The 22,601-nt window shown below is 62.2% G+C and carries 18 protein-coding genes; 11 read left to right on the top strand and 7 right to left on the bottom strand.

Translation table 11 applies throughout. From position 1 onward, the window contains the following. Positions 1-40: 40 nt before the first annotated feature. From CWC48_RS11025 to CWC48_RS11005, 5 genes are all read right to left on the bottom strand, one after another. Positions 41-577: a DUF3299 domain-containing protein gene (locus CWC48_RS11025; RefSeq protein ID WP_078050776.1), complete on the bottom strand. Its 537-nt coding sequence runs from the start codon at positions 575-577 to the stop codon at positions 41-43. 78 nt (positions 578-655) lie between these two features. Then, entirely contained in the window at positions 656-901 is a 246-nt protein-coding gene (locus tag CWC48_RS11020) for a GlsB/YeaQ/YmgE family stress response membrane protein (protein ID WP_015886585.1), read from the bottom strand. A 106-nt stretch (positions 902-1,007) separates the two neighbouring features. Continuing rightward, on the bottom strand, positions 1,008-2,093 hold the full coding sequence (locus CWC48_RS11015; RefSeq protein ID WP_078050777.1) for a 5-(carboxyamino)imidazole ribonucleotide synthase: 1,086 nt from the start codon (positions 2,091-2,093) through the stop codon (positions 1,008-1,010). An 11-nt stretch (positions 2,094-2,104) separates the two neighbouring features. Then, positions 2,105-2,596 carry a 5-(carboxyamino)imidazole ribonucleotide mutase gene (gene purE / locus CWC48_RS11010; RefSeq protein ID WP_003176980.1) on the bottom strand — a complete coding sequence of 164 codons (492 nt, stop codon included), beginning with the start codon at positions 2,594-2,596 and terminating at the stop codon, positions 2,105-2,107. A gap of 257 nt (positions 2,597-2,853) precedes the next feature. After that, the gene (locus tag CWC48_RS11005; RefSeq protein WP_078050778.1) at positions 2,854-3,765 is read right to left on the bottom strand and encodes a LysR substrate-binding domain-containing protein; all 912 of its coding nucleotides are present in this window, start codon (positions 3,763-3,765) and stop codon (positions 2,854-2,856) included. A gap of 182 nt (positions 3,766-3,947) precedes the next feature. Between CWC48_RS11005 and aspA the strand changes: the two genes are divergently transcribed. From aspA to CWC48_RS10965, 8 genes are all read left to right on the top strand, one after another. Continuing rightward, complete coding sequence (gene aspA / locus CWC48_RS11000; RefSeq protein ID WP_017135792.1) at positions 3,948-5,372, top strand: aspartate ammonia-lyase; 1,425 nt, start codon at positions 3,948-3,950, stop codon at positions 5,370-5,372. A gap of 392 nt (positions 5,373-5,764) precedes the next feature. Next, positions 5,765-7,216, top strand: coding sequence for a sodium:alanine symporter family protein (locus tag CWC48_RS10995; RefSeq protein WP_078050779.1), 1,452 nt, complete (start codon positions 5,765-5,767; stop codon positions 7,214-7,216). Between the two features lie 83 nt (positions 7,217-7,299). Beyond that, on the top strand, positions 7,300-8,277 hold the full coding sequence (locus CWC48_RS10990) for an asparaginase (protein ID WP_100491867.1): 978 nt from the start codon (positions 7,300-7,302) through the stop codon (positions 8,275-8,277). A gap of 106 nt (positions 8,278-8,383) precedes the next feature. After that, positions 8,384-12,982, top strand: coding sequence for a dermonecrotic toxin domain-containing protein (locus CWC48_RS10985; RefSeq protein ID WP_100491866.1), 4,599 nt, complete (start codon positions 8,384-8,386; stop codon positions 12,980-12,982). Between the two features lie 141 nt (positions 12,983-13,123). Then, entirely contained in the window at positions 13,124-13,294 is a 171-nt protein-coding gene (locus CWC48_RS10980; protein ID WP_157806812.1) for a hypothetical protein, read from the top strand. A gap of 72 nt (positions 13,295-13,366) precedes the next feature. After that, positions 13,367-14,359, top strand: a complete 993-nt coding sequence (locus CWC48_RS10975; protein WP_078050783.1) for an AraC family transcriptional regulator — start codon at positions 13,367-13,369, stop codon at positions 14,357-14,359. Between the two features lie 189 nt (positions 14,360-14,548). Next, positions 14,549-15,589: a histone deacetylase family protein gene (locus CWC48_RS10970; RefSeq protein ID WP_099493250.1), complete on the top strand. Its 1,041-nt coding sequence runs from the start codon at positions 14,549-14,551 to the stop codon at positions 15,587-15,589. Further along, positions 15,586-16,677 carry a polyamine ABC transporter substrate-binding protein gene (locus CWC48_RS10965; RefSeq protein WP_099493251.1) on the top strand — a complete coding sequence of 364 codons (1,092 nt, stop codon included), beginning with the start codon at positions 15,586-15,588 and terminating at the stop codon, positions 16,675-16,677. The genes CWC48_RS10970 and CWC48_RS10965 overlap by 4 nt, the downstream gene beginning before the upstream one ends. A gap of 9 nt (positions 16,678-16,686) precedes the next feature. On the opposite strand, the gene CWC48_RS10960 is transcribed toward CWC48_RS10965, so the two are convergent. Both CWC48_RS10960 and CWC48_RS10955 read right to left on the bottom strand, forming a co-directional pair. Then, positions 16,687-18,963 carry a hypothetical protein gene (locus CWC48_RS10960; protein ID WP_157806811.1) on the bottom strand — a complete coding sequence of 759 codons (2,277 nt, stop codon included), beginning with the start codon at positions 18,961-18,963 and terminating at the stop codon, positions 16,687-16,689. 59 nt (positions 18,964-19,022) lie between these two features. Further along, entirely contained in the window at positions 19,023-20,570 is a 1,548-nt protein-coding gene (locus CWC48_RS10955) for a PLP-dependent aminotransferase family protein (RefSeq protein ID WP_100491863.1), read from the bottom strand. An 87-nt stretch (positions 20,571-20,657) separates the two neighbouring features. On the opposite strand from CWC48_RS10955, the gene CWC48_RS10950 reads away from it, so the two are divergent. From CWC48_RS10950 to CWC48_RS10940, 3 genes are read left to right on the top strand one after another with little or no spacing between them, the layout of a single operon-like run. Further along, entirely contained in the window at positions 20,658-21,296 is a 639-nt protein-coding gene (locus tag CWC48_RS10950) for an FMN-binding negative transcriptional regulator (RefSeq protein ID WP_100491862.1), read from the top strand. After that, positions 21,293-21,739, top strand: a complete 447-nt coding sequence (locus tag CWC48_RS10945) for a GNAT family N-acetyltransferase (protein WP_100491861.1) — start codon at positions 21,293-21,295, stop codon at positions 21,737-21,739. The genes CWC48_RS10950 and CWC48_RS10945 overlap by 4 nt, the downstream gene beginning before the upstream one ends. Before the next feature lie 10 nt (positions 21,740-21,749). Continuing rightward, entirely contained in the window at positions 21,750-22,421 is a 672-nt protein-coding gene (locus CWC48_RS10940; RefSeq protein WP_078050790.1) for a GNAT family N-acetyltransferase, read from the top strand. Positions 22,422-22,601 lie beyond the last annotated feature (180 nt).

Here is a 22,601-nt window from a genome sequence, read left to right as displayed (position 1 = left end):
CGCGCTCGTCATCCGCATGGGTACATGGGGCGACAACCGGTTAAAGATCCGACTCTTTGACCACCCGCACTTTCCCGGCATCCAGGGCATAGGCAGCATCGGCCAAGTCGTTGTTGACCTTCTCGACCTTGAGGGTGCCGGTGACCCACAGCGGCGTGTAGATATCATCCAGCTTCAGCCCCTTGGGATAACGCACCAGCACCAACTGGTTAGGCGGCGGTGGCGGCACGTGGATGCAGGCGCCTGGGTACGGCACCAGGAAAAACAGCGTGCTGCGCCCCTTGGCGTCGGTTTCCAGTGGCACGGGATAACCGCCGATACGGATGTTCTTGCCATTCATGGCGGCCACGGTCTTGGTGGAATACATCACCGCCGGCAAGCCTTTGCTCTGTTTCAGGCCACCTTTGTCGGTGAACGTGCCTTGGGCTTCGGGAGAGTTGTGGTCGATCTCGGGCATGGCTTCGAGGGCTTTTTGATCCGACAGCGGCATCAGGTCGAGCCAGTCGGTTTCCGGCAGTTCGCCGGCGTGGACAAGGCCAGAGCCCAGTAGCAGGAGGGTAAACAGAAGACGGCGCATGGAGAGGCTCGACAAGGTTAACAGTGTCGGCATTCTAGCCCTCTGCGCCTGCGCAGCGCAGAGGGCCGTGACGCTAAATCATTTTTTTCGCAGCAGACCGTAGATCACCAGCAGCACGATGGCGCCGATCAGCGCGCCAAGGAAGCCGGCGCCCTGGCCTGCCTGGTAGATGCCCAGGGCCTGACCACCGTAGGTGGCGACCAGGGAACCTGCGATACCCAGCAGGATGGTCATGATCCAGCCCATGCTGTCGTCGCCAGGCTTGAGGAAACGCGCGAGCAGACCGACGATCAAGCCGATGAAGATGGTTCCGATGATACCCATGGCATTTCCCTCTGATTGAATGTGAGTCATGGCAAAGCCTAGTCAGGCTTTGCCATCCTGCAATCAGAGAGACGGCGGCAACCAATGGTTCCCGCCGATCCTTGGGTTATTGCTCGGCGATCAGCGCCTCGACCTTGAGGATCTGCGCCTCGAGGGTCGCACGGTCATTGCAACGCAGGTTGGCGTGGCCGACCTTGCGCCCGGCCTTGAAGGCCTTACCGTAGTGATGCAGATGGCAGTCGTCGATGGCGATGACTTTTTCCACCGGCGGAACCACACCGATGAAATTGAGCATGGCGCTCTCACCGACCTTGGCGGTGGAACCCAGCGGCAAGCCCGCGACCGCCCGCAGGTGGTTCTCGAACTGGCTGCACTCGGCGCCTTCGGTGGTCCAGTGCCCGGAGTTGTGCACACGTGGGGCGATTTCATTGGCCTTGAGGCCACCGTCGACTTCAAAGAACTCGAACGCCATCACGCCGACGTAATCCAGTTGCTTGAGCACACGGCTGGAATAGTCTTCGGCCAGGGCTTGCAGCGGGTGATCGGTGCTGGCCACGGACAGCTTGAGGATCCCGCTGTCGTGGGTGTTGTGCACCAACGGGTAGAAGCGGGTTTCGCCATCGCGGGCACGCACGGCGATCAGCGAGACTTCGCCGGTGAACGGTACGAAGCCTTCGAGCAGGCAGGCTACGCTGCCCAGTTCGGCGAAGGTGCCGACCACGTCGGCAGCCGTGCGCAGGACTTTCTGGCCCTTGCCGTCGTAACCCAGGGTGCGGGTTTTCAGCACGGCTGGCAGGCCGATGCTGGCGACTGCAGCGTCCAGGTCTGCCTGGGACTGGATATCGGCGAAGGCCGGGGTCGGGATGCCCAGGTCCTTGAACATGCTCTTCTCGAACCAGCGGTCGCGGGCGATGCGCAGGGCTTCGGCGCTCGGGTATACCGGCACGAACTGCGACAGGAAGGCGACGGTTTCAGCCGGGACACTTTCGAACTCGAAGGTCACCAGATCGACTTCGTCGGCCAGTTGGCGCAGGTGGTCCGGGTCGCTGTAGTCAGCGCGCAGGTGTTCACCCAGGGCAGCCGCACAGGCGTCCGGCGCCGGGTCCAGGAAAGCGAAGTTCATCCCCAGCGGGGTTCCCGCCAGGGCCAGCATGCGGCCCAGTTGGCCGCCACCGATTACACCGATTTTCATCGTCAACACCCTCAGGCGATGCGTGGGTCTGGATTGTCCAGCACGCTGTCTGTCTGCTCAGCACGGAATTTTTTCAGCACCGCATGGAACTGCGGGTGCTTGGCGCCCAGGATGCTGGCGGACAGCAACGCGGCGTTGATCGCGCCCGCTTTGCCGATCGCCAGGGTGGCCACCGGGATACCGGCCGGCATCTGCACGATGGACAACAGCGAGTCCACGCCCGAGAGCATCGCCGACTGCACCGGCACACCGAGCACGGGCAGGTGGGTCTTGGCCGCGCACATGCCTGGCAGGTGCGCTGCACCGCCGGCACCGGCGATGATCACCTCGATGCCACGGGATTCTGCTTCATCGGCATACTGGAACAGCAAATCCGGAGTGCGGTGGGCGGAGACCACTTTCACTTCGTAGGGAATGCCGAGTTTTTCCAGCATATCGGCGGTGTGGCTAAGGGTGGACCAATCGGACTTGGAGCCCATGATCACGCCAACCAATGCACTCATCGTCGTGCCTCTTCTCTCTGGGCGCCCGCAGGCGCGTCAAAAAACAACAAGCCACGCGGGAAATCCGGCGTGGCTTGGTGTACGAATTAAGGCCGGTTGGACCGGCCGAAGGCCGCGCAGTATACCGTAATAATGCAGATAAACAGCCCCTTGAATGACCATCTGTCCAGTGGCGCAAAGCGGCGGTTTTATTGACTTTCAGGTCAGTGAAAGCCCCCCCCCATTCTTTGTAGGAGCCGGCTTGCCGGCTCCTACAGTCAGGCGCGTTCGGCAGCGGCCCCACCTTCCAACTTGCGCCACAACAACCGCACATTCGCCTTGCGCACCAACGCACAGCGATACAGGCGAATCTCCAGCGGCACATGCCACTGCGGCCCGCCGCACACCACCAACTCGCCGCGGGCCAATTCCGCCCGCACGCTCAGTTGCGGCACCCAAGCAATGCCCAGGCCTTCCAAGGCCATACTCTTGAGGCTGTCGGCCATGGCGGTTTCGTACACGGTGGTGAAGCGCAACGCACGCTGGCGCAGCAGCAAATGCACCGAACGCCCCAGAAACGCACCGGCGCTGTAGGCCAGCAACGGCACGCTGCCTTCGCCTTCCAGGTCGAACAGCGGCTTGCCGTCAGCATCAGCCGCGCACACTGGGAGCATTTCGGTGTTGCCCAGGTGCAGCGATGGGAAGATTTCCGCGTCCATCTGCATCGCGGCATCCGGGTCGTAGAACGCCAGCATGAGGTCGCACCCCCCTTCGCGCAGCGCGTGCACCGCGTCGCCGACGTTGGTCGCTACCAGCCGCGTGGCAATGTTCAAGCCTTCGTTGCGCAATTGCGCGATCCAACGCGGGAAGAAGCCCAGGGCCAGGGAGTGGGCCGCCGCCACTTGCATGACCTCGCCCTGCCCGCCTTCCAGATGATGCAAATGGCGCAGCACTTCACCGAGCTGTTCGACCACCGTACGCGCAGTCACCAGGAACAACTGTCCCGCTGCCGTCAGCTCAACCGGTGTGCGCGAACGGTTGACCAGGGTCAGGCCCAACGCGGCTTCCAGGCTGCGGATACGGCGGCTGAACGCCGGCTGGGTGACAAAGCGCCGCTCTGCCGCCTGGGAAAAGCTGCGGGTTGCCGCCAGGGCGCTGAAGTCTTCCAGCCATTTGCTTTCAAGGTTCATTGCTGCCTCCCGTGGGTACGCACCATTTTGGCACACACGCCCGCCATGATAACCGGGTCACACCGACATTATGCCGTTTGTGCATAGGCCAGTGTTTAACAGCATTGGCCCAAAAAGTTCTACAAGCCTAGCATTCGCAGCGTTCCGGCCAGTTCCGGGTCCATATCGAGATGATTTCCGTCATGTCCTCCGCTGCATCTTTCCGCACAGAAAAAGACCTGCTTGGCGTACTCGAAGTACCCGCCCAAGCGTATTACGGCATCCAGACCCTGCGAGCGGTGAATAACTTCCGCCTCTCGGGCGTACCGATTTCGCATTACCCGAAATTGGTGGTCGGCCTGGCAATGGTCAAGCAAGCGGCGGCTGACGCCAACCGCGAGCTGGGCCAGCTCAGCGAAGCCAAGCACGCTGCCATCAGCGAAGCCTGTGCCCGTCTGATCCGCGGCGATTTCCACGAAGAGTTCGTGGTGGACATGATTCAAGGCGGCGCTGGCACTTCAACCAATATGAATGCCAACGAAGTCATCGCCAACATCGCGTTGGAGGCCATGGGCCACAACAAGGGCGAATACCAGTACCTGCACCCCAACAACGACGTGAACATGGCGCAGTCGACCAACGACGCCTACCCAACCGCGATCCGCCTGGGTCTGCTGCTGGGCCATGACGCGCTGCTGGCCAGCCTCGACAGCCTGATCCAGGCGTTCGCCGCCAAGGGCGTCGAGTTCGGCCACGTGCTGAAAATGGGCCGCACCCAACTGCAAGACGCTGTGCCGATGACCCTCGGCCAGGAATTCCGCGCCTTCGCCACCACCCTCGGTGAAGACCTGGCCCGCCTGAAAACCCTGGCGCCAGAGCTGCTGACCGAAGTGAACCTGGGCGGCACCGCCATCGGTACCGGCATCAACGCCGATCCGCGTTACCAGGCCCTCGCCGTACAGCGCTTGGCCCTGATCAGCGGCCAGCCACTCGTCCCTGCGGCCGACCTGATCGAAGCCACTTCCGACATGGGCGCCTTCGTCCTGTTCTCCGGCATGCTCAAGCGCACCGCCGTGAAGCTGTCGAAGATCTGCAACGACCTGCGCCTGCTGTCCAGCGGCCCGCGTACCGGCATCAACGAGATCAACCTGCCGGCCCGCCAGCCAGGCAGCTCGATCATGCCCGGCAAGGTCAACCCGGTGATCCCGGAAGCCGTGAACCAAGTGGCGTTCCAGGTCATCGGTAACGACCTGGCCCTGACCATGGCAGCCGAAGGCGGCCAACTGCAGTTGAACGTGATGGAGCCACTGATCGCTTTCAAGATCTTCGACTCGATCCGCTTGCTGCAACGCGCCATGGACATGCTGCGCGAGCACTGCATCGTCGGCATCACCGCCAACGAAGCGCGCTGCCGCGAACTGGTGGAACACTCCATCGGCCTGGTCACCGCGCTGAACCCCTACATCGGCTATGAAAACGCCACCCGCATCGCGCGTATCGCCCTCGAAAGCGGCCGCGGCGTGCTGGAACTGGTGCGCGAAGAAGGCTTGCTCGACGACGCCATGCTCGACGACATCCTGCGCCCCGAGAACATGATTGCCCCACGCTTGGTCCCGTTGAAGGCCTAAGCGTTTGTTGCACCGCTCACCAGGCTGAGGGACTAGACACCTCTCACCTTTTGAGGGCCTGAAGGCTCGTTCTTCAGGCCCTTTTTTTTGCCTCAAGGTTGTGAAATGACGCCCATAAAAAATCCAATATCGCCCCGCAAACCCTCCTTGCCCGACGCCAGCGTGCTGAAACCTTTAATCGGCCTGTGCAGACGGATCACGCGCTCCTAGGTATAGTGCCGCCCCTCTTCGCGTCAGAGATCGTCGGTAACGAGATCCTGGACAGCGCGAAACCGCATGAATAACAACACCCGCAAAAGGATTGGGGTCGAAGCGTCGTGCACTGCCTGGTGCCATACGACGTGTCGGACCGTCCTGCGTTTGCCATTAGAAAAATCAGCGAGGAACACTCCATGCTCGAAGTCATCAACGACTTCCTCTCAGGGAAAGTACTGATCGTGCTCATTGTCGGGCTCGGCGGTTATTTCACGATTCGCTCGCGTTTCGTTCAGTTGCGCCACTTTTTCCACATGTTCTCGGTGTTCAAAGACAGCCTGAAGAGCAGTTCCGGCCAACTCAGTTCGTTCCAGGCGCTGATGCTCAGCCTGGCCGGCCGCGTCGGTGCCGGCAACATCGCCGGTGTCGGTATCGCCGTGACCCTGGGCGGCCCCGGTGCCGTGTTCTGGATGTGGGTCACTGCGCTGGTGGGCATGTCCTCAAGCTTTATCGAATGCTCCCTCGGCCAGCTGTACAAGCGCACCGACGCGGAAGGCACTTACCGTGGCGGCCCGGCCTACTACATCCAGCACGGCCTGCAGAAGCGCTGGCTGGGTATGGTCATGGCGTTCCTGCTGCTGGTGACCTTCGGCTTCGCCTTCAACGGCCTGCAAGCCCACGCTGTGACGCACTCGCTGAACAACGCCTTCGGCCTGGACACCACCTACACCGGCCTGGCCCTGGCGGTACTGCTGGGCCTGGTATTCATCGGCGGGATCAAGCGCATCGCCTCGATCGCCGACTTGCTGGTGCCGGTCAAGACCCTGGTCTACATCGCCGTAACCCTGTACGTGATCGTGCTGCAATTCGACCACGTACCGGCCATGCTCGCGACCATCGTCAAGAGCGCTTTTGGCCTCGACCAAGCCTTCGGCGGCCTGGTAGGCAGCGCAATCATCATGGGTGTGAAGCGCGGCGTGTTCGCCAACGAAGCGGGTTTGGGCAGTGCGCCTAACGTGGCGGCGGTGGCTTCGGTAGAACACCCGATCGCCCAGGGCGTGGTGCAGGCGTTCAGCGTGTTCCTCGACACCTTTGTGATCTGCACCTGCACCGCGTTGCTGATCCTGCTATCCGGCTTCTACACCCCAGGCTTCGAAGGCGACGGCATTGCCCTGACCCAGAACTCCCTGGCGGCGGTGGTCGGCGACTGGGGCCGCATGTTCATCTCGGTGGCCCTGGCGTTGTTCGTGTTCACCTCGATCATGTACAACTACTACCTGGGCGAGAGCAACCTGCGCTTCCTGGTGGGCAACAACCGCAAAGTGCTGATGGGCTACCGCGCACTGGTGCTGGTGCTGATTTTCTGGGGTTCCATCGAGAACCTGAGCACCGTGTTCGCCTTCGCCGACATCACCATGACCATGCTGGCGTTCGTCAACCTGTTCGCCCTGGCGTTCCTGTTCAAGATCGCCATGCGCATCCTGAACGACTACGACAACCAGCGCGCAGCGGGTATCAAGACCCCGGTGTTCGACTCCAGCCAGTTCCCTGACCTGGACCTGGATCGCAAGGCCTGGCCGGCGAACCCGGTGAAGCCTGAGCCAACGGCTCAAGCATCGGCAGAACTGAACGCCCAAGCGCAACGCTAAGCGCAGTCAGCCTAGAGAGATGACACGCCGCCCGGCCTTGGGCATGCTCTGGGCCCGGCGGCGTTTTTCGTTCAGGAGATTTTATGCAACCAGCTAACAACGTGATGGTGCTCTACACCGGCGGCACCATCGGCATGCAGGCCAGCGCCAATGGCCTGGCACCCGCATCCGGTTTCGAAGCGCGCATGCGCGAGCAACTGGCCAGCCAGCCTGTGCCCGCCTGGCGCTTTCGCGAAATGTCGCCGCTGATCGACAGCGCCAACATGACTCCCGCCTACTGGCAGCAGCTGCGCACTGCCGTGGTCGAGGCCATTGATGAGGGCTGCGACGCCGTACTCGTTCTGCACGGTACCGACACCCTGGCGTACAGCGCCGCCGCCATGAGCTTTCAATTGCTGGGCCTGCCGGCGCCGGTGGTGTTCACCGGCTCCATGCTGCCTGCCGGCGTACCCGATAGCGATGCCTGGGAAAACGTCAGTGGCGCGCTGGCAGCCTTGGGGGAAGGCTTGGCGCCAGGCGTGCACCTGTTCTTCCACGGCGTGCTGATGGCGCCGACCCGCTGCGCGAAGATCCGCAGCTTCGGCCGCAATCCGTTCGCCGCCTTGCAGCGTCAGGGCGATGTGGCGCGTGCCGAATCCCTGCCGGCCGCGCTGGATTACCGCCAACCCAAGGCCCTGGCGACAGTCGGCGTATTGCCCTTGGTACCGGGTATCGGCGCGGCACAGTTGGACAGCCTGATCGGCAGCGGCATTCAGGCGCTGGTGCTGGAATGCTACGGCAGCGGCACCGGCCCCAGCGACAACCCCGAATTCCTCGCCAGCCTGCGCAAAGCACGGGATCACGGCATTGTGGTCGTCGCCATCACTCAATGCCATGAGGGCGGGGTGGAGCTGGATGTCTATGAAGCCGGCAGCCGCCTGCGCGAAGCAGGTGTGGTGTCGGGCGGCGGGATGACCCGGGAAACCGCGTTCGGCAAACTCCAGGCCTTGATCGGTGCTGGTCTGCCCTTCGAGCGTATCGGGCCATTGCTCAAGGCCAACTTGTGCGGCGAGCTGGATTGAACGCCGAGACATAAGCACCGCCTGCCTGGCTGAGCGCTTTCTAGCATGGACACCCCCGAGGCTTTGCCTCGGGGCGTCTCCATCCTAATGCTCGCCAGGACTCTGTATGACCACCCCCCCTACAATCCCAACACCGCAAAACGGCTACAGCCCCAACCCTACTGTCGCCCTGCTCACGCAACTGGCCATCGGCCCTGACTTTCGCGAAGTCGCCACCGTGTTGTTGCGCCAGCAGCTGCGCGAACGCTACCCCAACCTGGATATCGACCCCGACACCGCTATGGTGGTCTACCCGGTCTGGCAGGTTGTCGAGGACCAGGTGCTCGCCGCCGAGCCCCGCTACCACTCCCTGACCGGCATCCTGGCCCGGCAGGCCATCACGAAAGAACCCTGCCTGTTTATTGAAGGCGAGCATTTCCTGACCCAACAGCCGCTCACCGTGCCCCCCGCCCACTTGCCCGTGCGTATCGGCGACATCGCCTACATGCTCAATCTCCTGGCGCCGGTGATGCTGCGGGGTTACCAGGCACAACAGCTGGTGTTCTGGAACCAGTCCAGTGCCGCAGGTAACGGTCCCCACTGGCACAAGCTGTCGAGCGTGTTGCGCGAATTCTGGAATGTGCAGCAGGTGCCCGGCTGGAGCGCAGAGGATTGCCGCCTGGCGCGCCAGCTGTTCCACGCCCCGGACCCGGCCAGTCGCCCCGGCCTGCGCGCCTGCGTGGTCGACATCGACTGGGTGCAGGACGACGGCAGCCTCAGCCATTACGACGGGGACCTGGTCGCCGTATTGATTGGCAAGGAGGCCGGACGCGATGTCATCCTGACCCATTCGCTGCCACCGATGTACGATAAATACGCCTCCCTCGAGCAGTTGGGCCAGGCCTTGCCAGCGAAGCTGGGCAGCCCGATGCACGGCAAGAAAATCCAATGGCGGTTGCTGGAGCCTGAGGGCAATTTCTTCGACCAGTTGGCCTGTGCCCTGATTGCCCTGCAGATCAAGGCCATCGGCAGTATCGACTTTTCCAACGGCGTGACCGTCAGCAATGACCATGCCGCCCTGGCCGCCCCACCCAGCGACGGCCAGGAGACAGACGCCAACCTCGAATGGTTCGAGCAGCAACTCCCTGATTGGCTAAGCCAGGCCTCCACCTCGGACCTGAATGCTTACTCACGCCACTTGAAGGACCTGGCGGCCCTGCACAACCAGAATGCCGGTAAGTTGTACCAAGACGGTATCGCGCCCATTCGCCAGTACGCCCTCGACGCCTTGAAAGCTGAAATGCTCAAGGCCCATCCCGACGCCGCCAACCTGATGCTGGACAAGCTGGAGATCGTGGTCCAGAGCCTGGTGGTCTGGGGTACCTTCACCGTCCCGGGCCAAGTCGAAACCAGCGTCTTCGACCTCGCTGACCTGGCCCTGCAGAACCTGATCGCGCTGCCTCTGGGCACCAAGACCCTGCGCGAAAAGAACGGCCGCGCGCTGCCCGCCTGGTTGACTGTCACCTACCTCGAAAGCCTGATCACGCGCGTCAATATCGGCAGCACCTACCCGGCACTGATCAAGCGCACCTTGCTGGACGACGCTGAGGAGTCGACTCGCCGCCAGCAGCTCTACACTGCCCACCTTCGGGTTCAGTTGCCGTTGCTGGCCCTGCAATGCAAGATCCGCCGCGAGGCCGGGATTGACGAGCGCGGTTATCGCTACCTATCGGCGCTGATGGAAACCGACAGCAGCAAGCGCCAAGTGGAACGCCAACCGATTGTCCTGCGCCAACTGGCATTCGTTCCCAAGCGCCGCACCGAGGCGACCCAGGACCCGGTAGACAATATGTTCGTCATCGGCCCCCAGGATCGGCACGCCGGACCGTGCCTGCTCTATCGCCCGCTGCTCGACCAGCCATTGACCCAATACCCCACGCCCACCAACCTGCTCTACGCCATCGCACAATCCGCCAGCCTGCGCGACTCGGTGCTGGCCTGGCTTCCCGACACCGTGCGCAACGACTACAACCAGTACGTGTTCCCCGGCGCACTGCCCTCACCCTGGACGGTTGCCGAGTTCCTGGTCGACCCGGACAAACTGTGGGTCATGAGCGGCCCTATCGCGTTGGGCGAGCAGGTGGTGAATGACGACATTTTTGCCACGCTGTTCAAGGCCAACGCTACGGCGCTGGTGACGTTGGCGGATCAACAATCGGTCTCGAATGCCGAAGCCCGCTGGGCCACGTTAAAGCACGCTGGCTGGCTCATCCTCAACGCAGCGCTGCCCTTTCTCGGTCGTGGCCTCTCCACTGCCGCCTGGATATGGCAAGTCATGGATCAATTGCAGCAGGTGGTCGAATCAGTCGAGCATCCCGAGCAACAGTCTCCCGGCACCGCAATCGCCGACCTGCTGCTCAACCTGGGTATGGCGGTCGCACTTCACGCAGTGACCCGCAGCGCGGCGCAGCGCCAGGCTCTACAAGGCGCCCGTCTCAAGCCCCAGCTTCCCTCCGTTAAGCCCTCCGCGCCTGTCGCCCTGACGGTCGAGAAACTCACCGACCTCACCACCGACGAATTGCCGGCAAGCGCCGCCAGCCCTTTGTACGCCAGTGGCGCGATCAATCGCACAGCACCCCGCCTGGGCACGGTGCTCGACCGGTTCAAAGTGGCCAAGCCCGCCGACCTGGGCGACGCCATCAGCACCGAGGGCCTGCACCTGCATCTTTACCCGCAGGGCGAGCACTACTACGCACCGGTCGGGCCACGCTGGTTCAAGGTGCGGGTAGATGAAGACGGCACTGTGATGATTGTCGACCCTACTCAGCCTGATCGTATTGGCCCCCTGCTGATCAGCAACCGTCGCGGCGAGTGGTTTGTCGATACCCGCCTGCGTCTGCGCGGTGGCGGGCCGAAACACCTGATCCGCAGGGCCGAAGGCCTGGCCAAGAAACGCGCGGAACAATTGCGCAAGCAGTTGAGCGAATTCGAAGAAGCCAAAAAAACCGGCCAGACCAGCCTGCGCCTTGCCCGAGAGGCCATGGATACCGGCCCTTCCAGCTCGCTGGATGCTAACCGGACGGCCTACCTGCAGGCGTTGGAGGCACATCGCGACCAATACGAGACCGCGTTGCAACAGCTCAAGGAATTGAACGTGCATGCGCCACTGCCGGACTACCCGCAAAAGGCCCTCAGTTACCTCAAGGCTCAAGTCGAACTGACCAGTGCGGGGATCCGTGAAGCCTTGACCCGGTTCACGCCGAAACTGCGCACGGTGCTGGTGCAAATCGAACAACAGGCCGCCTCTGCCCATGAGCGCAACATCGAAGACGCCCGGCAGATGAGCGCGTTAAACCGCGACATGATCCAACGCCTGGAATATATGCACACTCGCTTCGGTGAGCTGCACAAATTGTCCAAGGACGGCACACGCCTGATCAGCACGACCAAAGGCTCGCTGCCAGCCTATCAACGCGACGATCTCAAGGCCCTGCAAGTAACCCTGGCGCGCAACCTCTGCCTGACGGAAACCACCCAGACCACGGAACCCGCAGCCTGGGCCGGCATCGATCAACTGGTCGACACCGCCGACGTGTCCATCCAATGCCTGCGCGATACCCTGAATGAAAGCGGTGGACTGCGCCTCGACGAACGCATCGATACCCTGAGTAGCCTGATCGAACAGTTCCAGATTCTCGATGAGCGCCTGCAGGACTTCCCCGATGACTTCTCCGAGCATGTCATCACCGACCAAATCCAGGCCTTGCGCCGCCACCTTGCCGAGTTCGGCACACGGGCCTTGAGCAACCTTGGGTTGCTCAGCGCGGAGCGGGATAGGGCGCGCTCGCGTCCCTCTCCGCCACCCACGCCGCCCAAGCCGCAAAAAAAATTCATCAGGACCCGCTACAACGGCATGCTCATTGGCGAGCCGCGCCTATCTGCCACAGGCGACGACACCGGGCTGGTGGATATCCGCTCGCCCTTGACCCACAAGATCGTCGCCACTTATCACGAAAAATCACCGGGAAGCTGGGTGGAAAGGCTGCGAACGCCGACGTCCACGCCCACACCGACGCCAGTGGATATGCAGGCCAGCGTCAATCAGGGCCAGGTGCTGCTCGATGGGTTGCCCACCTTTCTCGAACGCATGACCAAACTGGCCAGCCAGGTGGAGCGAACCCCGATCGGCATCGAATACTTGTTTCACCAGCACATTGCCCAGCTGGAAGTGATTGGCGCAAAGATCGAGGAGGGCCTCACTCAGAGCAACGAAACCGAAAGCCATCCTTTTTCGGCCAGCAAGGTCAATAAAGCCCTCGGTGACGCCGTGACAGACCTTTACCAGCGTAGCAACAACCAAGTGTTGCTCATGCTCAAACAACGCCCACCCACCGTACAGGCGCTCGATTGGCTGAAAAAACACAACGCGGTCAAGATTAAGAAAACCGTCTCACGGCGCCGCCTCAAAAGCGCCATGCCGGCGTACCTCGATGAATACACCATCAGCCAGAGCGAGACGCATGAGGTGCTCTGGTACGCCCACTTTCACTACAGCGCCACTTGGACCCATCCCCGGGCCTACCAGTATGGTCGCCTCAAAACCGTGGCGGAGCATGCCCTGGGCGCCGCAGCTGATACGCCCAAAGGCTTGAGCGACACGCAGAAAATCGCCTACTACCGCAGCGAGGTCAGCCAGGAGTCGGCTCGGCTACTGTTTTTCACCTGAGCACCTGCCGGCGGTTGAGCGGACCGCCGGCCCGCTATCTATCTACCGTCCCCGCCAACACCACGCTGACTACCTTGACGCTTTCGATGCCTGCCCTTCAAAGGCCAGACACTTGCCAAGGAATTGCCAATGTCAAACAACGTGCCCACTGATTCTCGTCCCACCAGCGCGTCTGAACTGCTCACTCAGCTCACCACCGGGCCCACCCTGCAGGAAGTCGCGGCCAGCACGCTGCGCAAGGCGCTCAGGACCAATACCCCCACACTGGAGATCGACCCGGACCTGGCGACGGTCGTCACCTTCGCCGGTTGATTTTGCAGCAGTCGGTACCCTGTGAACGGCATGCAACTTGCTCGTCCAGTCCCACACTCTGGCGACGTGCTTATGCTGCATTCACACCTGACCACCCTCAATGCCGTGTCACTGGTACTGGCGACCTTCCAGGACCAGGGCCTGGCGAACGATGTCTTATTGGCCGGCAGCGGCATTGGCCTGGCCGATCTACGCCACGCCGACACGCGCATCACCACCTGCCAGGAAATGCGCGTATGCGCCAACGCCGTGGCCTTGCGCGAGGATATCGGCCTGGACCTGGGCCAGCGCATGCACGTGTCTTGCTACGGATTGCTCGGCTATGCCCTGCTCACCAGTGCCACCTTAGGTGACGCTTTGCGCCTGGCGTTGCGCTACCCGGCGCTGTTGGGAACACTTTTTGAGCTCAAGCTGGTGGAGGACGGCCAGCAGGTCTGGCTGACTGCCGGCGACTATCGGGAAAACCCGGCGCTGGCGGCGTTCAATGTGGAGTTTTGCCTGGTATCGATGAAAGTCATCTGCGATGACCTGCTCGGCCGCGCCCTGCCTTTGCGTGAGGCACGCTTTGACTACGCGGCGCCGGATTATCACGCCCGCTATGCCGAGCGTTTTGACTGCCCGGTGCAATTCGAGGCCGTCTTCAACGGGTTTGCCTTCGACCTGGAGTGGCTGCAGCAGCCGCTCCTCCTGGCCGACCCCATCACCCACCGCGCCATGGCCGAACGCTGCCGCAAACAGAACTCCGAGTTCACCGGGCGCCAAGCCTGGCTAAGCCGCGTACGCCAGTTGTTGGCCGAACAACTGCACGCCGCGCCAGGCCTCGACGGCCTGGCCGCACAGATGAACTGCTCGCCCCGCACCCTACGTCGGCACCTGCAGGCACTGGGTTGCAGCTACCAGCAAATGCTCGACGAGCTACGCTTCGAGCAGGCCAAGCAGTGGCTGGCGGAAGACCAGTTGCCGATTTATCGCATCGCCGAACGGCTGGGATTCAGCGAAACCGCGAGTTTTCGCCACGCGTTCGTGCGCTGGAGCGGGGTGGCGCCGAAGCGGTTTCGCGCCTGAGTACCTTGGTGATAAAGCGCCGTTGGAACAGGGCTGCACCACGCTGATGCCTTCGCGCGCCTTGAGGGGGCGAATTGCGGTCACAGCCTTTGGCCATATCTATCCCCTTTTGGCCGCTCCCGCCGTTCTCTTGAAGGGCGCACCCCGCAACACTGCAAGGCACAACAAAGAGCCTGCGGGGAACCACACATGCTGACGATCTACTCGGACGATCACCACCTGCACCACGGACGCTGCGAATTGATGGACGGGCAACTGATGCCCTGCTTCGAAATGCCGTCCCGTGCCGACCATGTGTTGCAACGGGTCAGGGACCGTGAGCTGGGCCCGGTAGAGGCGCCACAGGATTTCGGCCTGGCGCCGCTGCAACGCATTCACAGCCGCGACTACCTCGACTTTTTCAAAGGCGCCTGGGACCGCTGGACCGAATTCGGCCAGGACGGCGACCTGTTGCCCTACACGTGGCCGGCCCGCACCCTGCGCCGGGTGTTGCCGACCAGCTTGCATGGGCAATTGGGCTACTACAGTTTCGACGGCGGCGCGCCGATCACCGCTGGCACCTGGCAGGCGGCATACAGTGCGGCGCAAGTGGCGCTCACCGCGCAACAGGCGATCCAGCAAGGCGCCCACAGCGCATTTGCCCTGTGCCGCCCACCGGGGCATCACGCTGCCGGCGACTTGATGGGCGGTTATTGCTACCTCAACAACGCCGCCATCGCCGCCCAGGCCTTTCTCGACCAAGGCCATGAAAAGGTCGCGATCATCGACGTGGACTACCACCACGGCAACGGCACGCAATCGATCTTCTATGACCGCAGCGATGTGCTGTTCACCTCGATTCATGGCCACCCGGAGGCCGAGTTTCCGTTCTTCCTCGGTTACGCCGATGAGCTGGGCGAAGGCGCCGGCGAAGGTTTCAACTTCAACTACCCACTGCCAGCCGGCTCGGGCTGGGCGCAATGGAGCGCAGCACTCGAAGCGGCGTGCGCGCAAACCGAACGTTACGGCGCCGACGTCATTGTGATCTCCCTTGGCGTGGACACCTTCAAGGACGACCCGATCTCCCAATTCAAGCTCGACAGCCCGGATTACCTGGCCATGGGCCGACGTATCGCGCGCCTCGGCAAGCCGACCCTGTTCGTGATGGAAGGCGGCTACGCAGTGGAAGAAATCGGCATCAACGCCGTCAACGTTCTCGAAGGTTTCGAATTAGAAGGAGCCACCCGATGAAGATGCTCACCTCCCTCGCCTTGTGCGCCGCTGTGTTGAGCAGCGCGGTACAGGCCGACGAAAAAACCCTCAAGGTCTACAACTGGTTCGACTACATCACCCCCAAGGCGCTGGAAGATTTCAAGGCGCAGAACCCGAGCATCAAGTTGGTCTACGACATCTTCGACACCAACGAAGCCCTGGAAGCCAAGCTGCTCACCGGCAACTCTGGCTATGACGTGGTGGTGCCGTCCAACGTGTTCCTGGCCAAGCAGATCGAAGCCGGGGTATTCCAGCCCCTGGACCGCAGCCAGTTGCCCAACTGGAACCACCTCGACCCCAAGCTGATGAAGCTGATCGAAGCCAACGACCCCGGCAATAAATTCGCGGTGCCCTACATGTACGGCACCATCTTGATCGGCTTCAACCCGGACAAGGTCAAGGCAGTGCTGGGGCCCAACGCACCGGTAGACAGCTGGGACCTGATCTTCAAGGAAGAGAACATCAGCAAGCTCAAGCAGTGCGGCGTGGCGTTGCTCGATTCGCCGTCGGAAATCCTGCCCCTGGCGTTGCAGCACCTGGGCCTGGACCCCAACAGCAGCAACCCCAAGGATTACGTCAAGGCCGAAGCGCTATTGATGAAAATCCGCCCGTACATCACCTACTTCCACTCGTCCAAGTACATGGCCGATATCGCCAATGGCGACATCTGCGTGGCCGTCGGTTACTCGGGCAGCTTTTCCCAGGCGGCCAACCGTGCCAAGGAAGCCAAGAACGGTGTGACGGTGGACATGCGCCTGCCCAAAGAAGGCGCGCCAATCTGGTTTGACATGCTCGCCATCCCCAAGGGCGCACAGAACCCGCAGGACGCCTACACCTTCATCAACTACCTGCTGCAACCGCAGGTGATTGCACCGATAAGCGACTTTGTCGGCTACCCCAACCCGAACAAGGATGCCACCCTGCAAGTCGACCCAGCGATTCGTAACAACCCCAACCTGTACCCGACCGACGCGGCGATGGCCACGCTGTACACCCTGAAGCCGCTGGGCCGCGATGCAGAACGTGCCAGGACGCGGGCGTGGACCAAGATCAAGTCGGGGACCTGAACCGGCCCATCACCGGGGCGCGCTCAGAAAGGGCTGGCGCGCCGCAGCATTGCTGATCGGGCCGCGATGTACCTTGATGCCTGCCTGGCGTTCATACTCACGGCCCAGTCGGCGCTGGGCCACGGTTTTCAGATGCGCGGCGCTGGGGTAGTCGTCGCCGGTGTCCAAGGCCGGGTGGTGAAAGTGGGCATACCACAGCGGTGTTTCGCCGTTGCTCAGGTCCAGCACCTCAAACTCCTGGAGGTAGTCACGCGCTCCGTCAATGGTCTCTTCCACACGACCATTGAGGCGGCGGATACGGATGAGGTTCTGCCCCAGCAGGTAGGTCAAATCGCCCATGTTCGGTGTGCACGTGAGACGGATCATCTCGATGCGCAATGCCTGGCCCCTGACGCGCAGTTGGCTCGCCTCTTCGCGCAATTGGCGCACCAATGCAATGGACGCTTCGGTATGACGAGTTTGGGTGTAGCGCTCAAGCGTCGCCGCTGCCTCCTCGAATTGCTGCGCACTTCGCTCCAGGCTCTCTTCGACGAGCACAGGCAGCATGCCCGTGGCTTGGGCGTCCCGGTTCGCGTGTGCCAGGATCGCCGGCTGTGTCGCGGCAAGCGCAGTACCGGTGTTCATTGCTTTGCGCGCCGTGACGCTCAGGCCCTCAAGATCGCGCCGCAGCCTGGGGCGGCGCTCGATCTCCCATTGACCGTGCGCATCACGGGTGAGGTACGGCCCTCGGTTGACCGGCCGTTGCGGGTCATCCACCACCTGATATTCCACCACGTCGACGTTGAGCAACGGACCGAGGCGGATATTCGACAGGACGTTGAAGTGGTTTTCGTCCTTGTTGTAGATCAGCCCGCCGTCCACACGATGCAGTCCTGCTTCGACCTGGGCAGAAGATACTGGCCGACGCAGTGCCCGCAGGCGCTGGAGCTGTAGCCGCGAAAGTTGCTGGCGCGCACCTGCCCAGGCAGTATCCAGGCGCTTGATTCGAGGGTGTGCGGCGAGCGATGGGCTGCTATGACGGGCACCGGGGTAAATCAGCAGCAACGCCAGGTTGCGCAGTAGGTTGACGTCCCTGCGCCACGATTCGGGATTGTCCGGCTCCGCCGCCTGCAATAAATTGCCGCCCACTTGCTTGAGCCGAGCCAAGGTGTGCAAAGGTTCCTCGAACAACGCGGCGTCCGCGCGCTGCACCACAAAATCCTGGTACAGCCGGGCAAAGGGATCAGCCAACGGTGAACCCGCGGCCACCGGTGTATCCACTTGCTGCAACAGGGGCATGGTCCAAGGCCGCAGCAGCACCCAGGGGCCGCCCTCCGTAGGCCCGATCACAAAGCCCTGCCCATCCGACAACGGCCTGAACAGCATCGGCTCTCCCTGCTCCAGGCGTTGGCTGGCATAGGTGCGCACGGCTGCGCGAACCCTGCGATAGCCGCGTTCAGTCATACCCTCGCGGCCTTGCAGGCCGTACTCAAGCGCAACACGCCGCAATTGCAGCGCCAACAACCGTGCAAATAGCGGGCTGGGCACATCGCCTGGCACTTGATCGACCAGACGTTGCCCCCGATATTTCCTGCAAGCCCTGGCCATCGCCAACACCCATTTGCTATAGGCCAACCGCCCAGACGGTGGCGCATTGCGTAACCAGGCGGGCAATTGGTGCGCCAACTCGTCGCGCAGCGCGTCTTGCTCGGTGTCCTGCCGGAATAAATCACCGAGCCGCGTAGCCCAGGCTAACTGCCGATCGAGTGGCTCAATCGTCGCAACGCTTTGCAGGTCGATCAGGTGGATACGCTGCACGGCGACGTCCAATGCGCTCAATACCCAGCCTTCGAAGGCGTCATGTTCGAGCCGCTCGGCATTCGCCAAAGGCAAGGTTTCAAGCATTTCGAGGCCCCGGGGCAAGGAGTAAACCCACACCCGGCCGGCGCCACGGGTCAACGCCAGGGCCAGACTACCGTGATGCCAAATCACATATGCCAGCGGGGTGCCGCGCTCTGCACCATCGGGCTGGGTCAGTACCGCGTCAATCAGGCCATCGGCGTCCTTCTCATCGGCCACGGCCTGCGTCAGATACTGTGTAATGCGCAACCACGGGCTGATCTCATCGGCATCCGGCTCGCAGAAGAAATCAACCAAGGCATCGCAGTAGTAATCGATGACGTGCTCGGGCTGTTGATCGAGTTGGGCTTGGGTCACGCCGAGCGATTGCAGCGTGGGCCGCAAAGCGATCTGTTGACTGACGCTCAGCAGCAACGGGTCATGGGATGAAACGGTATCGACAGGCACGGTGCATCACCTCTGCAAAAGATCAAAGGTAATGAGCCTGCCCGGCACTCAAACGGTAGTTAGTTAACGCTGGCGCCCCAGGCCTGTCGCAACCGCGCCAGCGCCTGGGCGATGTCGGCTTCTGGCACGGCGGCGAAGCCCATGACCAGGCCGGCACGCTGATCCGCCGGCGGGGTCGATTGCGCCAGCCAGTAGCTGCTCAGGCCGTTGATTTCGATACCCACGGCATGGGCCTGCGCGAGCAATTGCTGCTCGCGCGCCAGGCTATCGACACGTACGGTCATGTGCAGACCTGCTGCGACGCTCGGTAGCTCGCCAACCCCTTCAATCCCACCGGGCCATCCGGCCAGCAAGGCATTGCGTCGACTCAAGGCCGCGCGCCGCATGCGCCGGATATGCCGCTGGAAATGCCCGGCGGCCATGAACTCGGCCATCACCGCCTGGGTGCTGACTTCGGAATGACGCATGTCGACGGCCCGACGCCGGGCGAAGGCATCCACCAAGCCCGGCGGCAGCACCAGGTAACCCAGGCGCAACGCGGGAAAGGCCACCTTGCCGAAGGTGCCGACGTACAACACACGCCCGTTGCGATCCAACGCCGCGAGCGGCGACAACGGCGCGCCGCTGTAGCGGTACTCGCCGTCGTAATCATCTTCAATGATCCATCCGCCCTTGCGCTCCGCCCAGGCAAGCAATTCCAGGCGCCGCGCCAGGCTCATCACCACGCCCAAGGGGTACTGATGGGACGGTGTCACATAGGCGACACGGCAATCGTCGAGGCGGTTCAATGCTTGGCAATCGATACCCTCGCCGTCCACCGGGACACCGTGCAACCGTCCACCCGCCAAGGCAAACGCATGACCCGCCGCGCGATAGCCAGGGTTTTCCACCGCGACCCCATCGCCCGGCTCCACCAGCAACTGTGCACAAAGGCTAATGGCCTGTTGCGCGCCACTGGTGATCACTATTTGCTCAGCCGCGCATTGCATGCCCCGCGAGCTGCGCAGGTAGGCGGCAATCAAACCGCGCAGGCGGCCGTCACCCGCCGGGTCGCCATAGCACAGCAGCTCCAGGTCCGGCTTGCGCCAGAACGCCCCGTTCAGCTTGGCCCACACCTCAAACGGGAACAGGTCGAAAGCCGGTACGCCCACGCGAAATGCCCGAGGCGGCCCCGAAGGAGGCAGGGCCAGATGATTGTTTTTTACCCTCGCCAAGCCCGCGCTGTGGATAACTTCGTTGTCGAGGTCCTCCGGTAAATTTACCAATTTTGTGGATAAGGCTGGGGATAAGCCTGTTGAAAACCCTGTGGATACTTTTGTGGATAGTTTTTTTGCGGTGGGCAATTGGGCGACGTAAGTGCCATCACCCACCCGGCTTTCGATAAACCCCTCCGCATACAGCTGATCGTAGGCACGCACCACACTGTTGCGGGAGATCGACAACGCCGCCGCCAAGTCACGGGTGGCCGGCAACCGTGTGCCACTGACCAGCCGCCCGTCCAGCACCCGCTGGCGCAAGGCATCGTACAGTTGACGAGTCAGGCCCTGACGGCGATCAAGCTCAATGCCAGCAGGGTTGAATGACAGTGGCGGCGAAGTGGGCGACATATTGGACCTATGAAATGGGGGCCAGATGGCTCTTTCAACGAACCATTAGCCTGCCTAGGATGCAGGCATTCGCCAAGGAATATTTCCATGTACACACCCCGCGCCTTTGCCCTAGAAGATTTGCCCGAACTGCAGCAACTGATCCAGCACACGCGCCTGGCGCAGTTGGTGACCGTTGGCGAGCAAGGCCTGCAAGCCAGCCATCTGCCGTTGCTGCTCAATCCCGATGAAGGCCCGAACGGCACGCTCTATGGGCACCTCGCCAAGGCCAACCCGCAGTGGCGCGACCTGCAAAATGGCAGCGAAGCCCTGGTGATCTTCGCTGGCGCCGAGGCCTACATCAGCCCGGCCTTTTACCCGGCCAAGGCCGAGCACGGCAAAGTGGTACCCACCTGGAATTACATCGCCGTGCATGCCTACGGCAAGGCTGACGTGTTCAGCGACGCCGAACGCTTGCTTGGCGTGGTCACCGCGCTGACCGATCGTCACGAAGGCGGCCGCGCCCAACCATGGAAGGTCAGTGATGCCCCGGCCGACTACATTGACGGCATGCTCAAGGCCATCGTCGGCTTTGCCTTGCCGATCGAGCGCCTGGTCGGCAAACGCAAACTCAGCCAGAACCGTAGCGCGGCGGACATCGCCGGCGTTCGCGATGGCCTCGCCGCCAGCGTCGACGTCCGCGACCAGACCCTCGCCCGCTTTATTCCCCAAGGAGCTTCAGAATGAGCCAGATCGACATCCGCCCGGTCACTGCCGCCGACCACGCCGCCTGGCTCCCGCTGTGGCAAGCGTATTTGACGTTCTACAACACCGAGCTGCCGGACGCCGTCAGCCAGAACACCTGGCAAAGCCTGATCGACGCCAAAGAGCCAACCCACTCGGCCCTGGCCTGGCAGGATGGCAAGGCTGTGGGCATGGTCAACTTCATTTATCACCGCTCCAACTGGAGCATCGAGAACTCCTGCTACTTGCAGGACCTACTGGTGGTTCCGACCCAACGCGGCACCGGCGTCGGCCGCAAGCTGATCGAATTTGTCTACGCTACCGCCAAGGCCGACGGCTGCTGCAAGGTCCACTGGCTGACCCACGAAACCAATGCCACGGCGATCCAACTCTACGAACGCATCGCCGAACGCCCCGGTTTCATCCAATTTCGCAAAGGTCTTTAAGGAGCGCAGCATGACTACTTCTCTCGCCGACTGGAAAGGCGTCCCGGCCCCCACGGTGCAACTGCTCGAAGGGCGTTTTATCCGCCTGGAAAAACTCGACCCGGCCCGCCATGGCGACGACCTGTTCAAAGCCCTGCAAGGCCCCGGTGCCGATCCGAAGCTGTGGGACTACCTGCCTTATGGTCCCTTCCCTGAGCGCAGCGTCTTCAACGATTGGCTGAACAACCACGCAGCCCACAGCGATCCCTACTTTTTCAGCGTGATCGACCGCGCGACCGGCCAGGTACAGGGCATCCTCAGCCTGATGTCGATCGTCCCGGATCACGGCCGAATCGAAATCGGCCACGTCACCTTCGGCGCCCCCATGCAGCGCTCACCGAAAAGCACCGAGGCCGTCTACCTGCTCGCCAAGCACGCGTTCGAACAGGGCTACCGCCGCCTGGAATGGAAGTGCAACAACGCCAACGACCGCTCCAAATACGCGGCCGAGCGATTGGGTTTCAGTTTTGAAGGCGTGTTCCGCCAACACACCGTGGTCAAGGGCAAGAACCGCGACACCGCGTGGTACTCGATCATCGACTCGGAATGGCCGAAGGTAGGCGCCGGGTTTGAGGAATGGTTGTCAGAGGGCAACCAACGAGGTGACGGTCAGGTGAAATCACTGGCGCAGTGCCGGGGCTGAGCCGGCAAGCCAGCCCTGATCAATGGGGGAGCCGGGCTTGCCCGCGATAGCGAATTTATCTGCATCGCCGGCAAGCCAGCTCCCACATTTGGATCGCGGTGCAACAGGTAGATAGCTGTGAGCAAGCTCCCTCGCCACAGGTCCAGCGCCGTACCCAGAGTTGAGTAAATACCTACGGCC

Origin of the sequence: Pseudomonas sp. S10E 269, from assembly GCF_002798465.1 — a bacterium.
GTDB lineage: Bacteria > Pseudomonadota > Gammaproteobacteria > Pseudomonadales > Pseudomonadaceae > Aquipseudomonas > Aquipseudomonas pergaminensis.
Note: the sequence above shows the minus strand (reverse complement) of the source record. Positions and strands in the feature narration are given on the sequence as shown.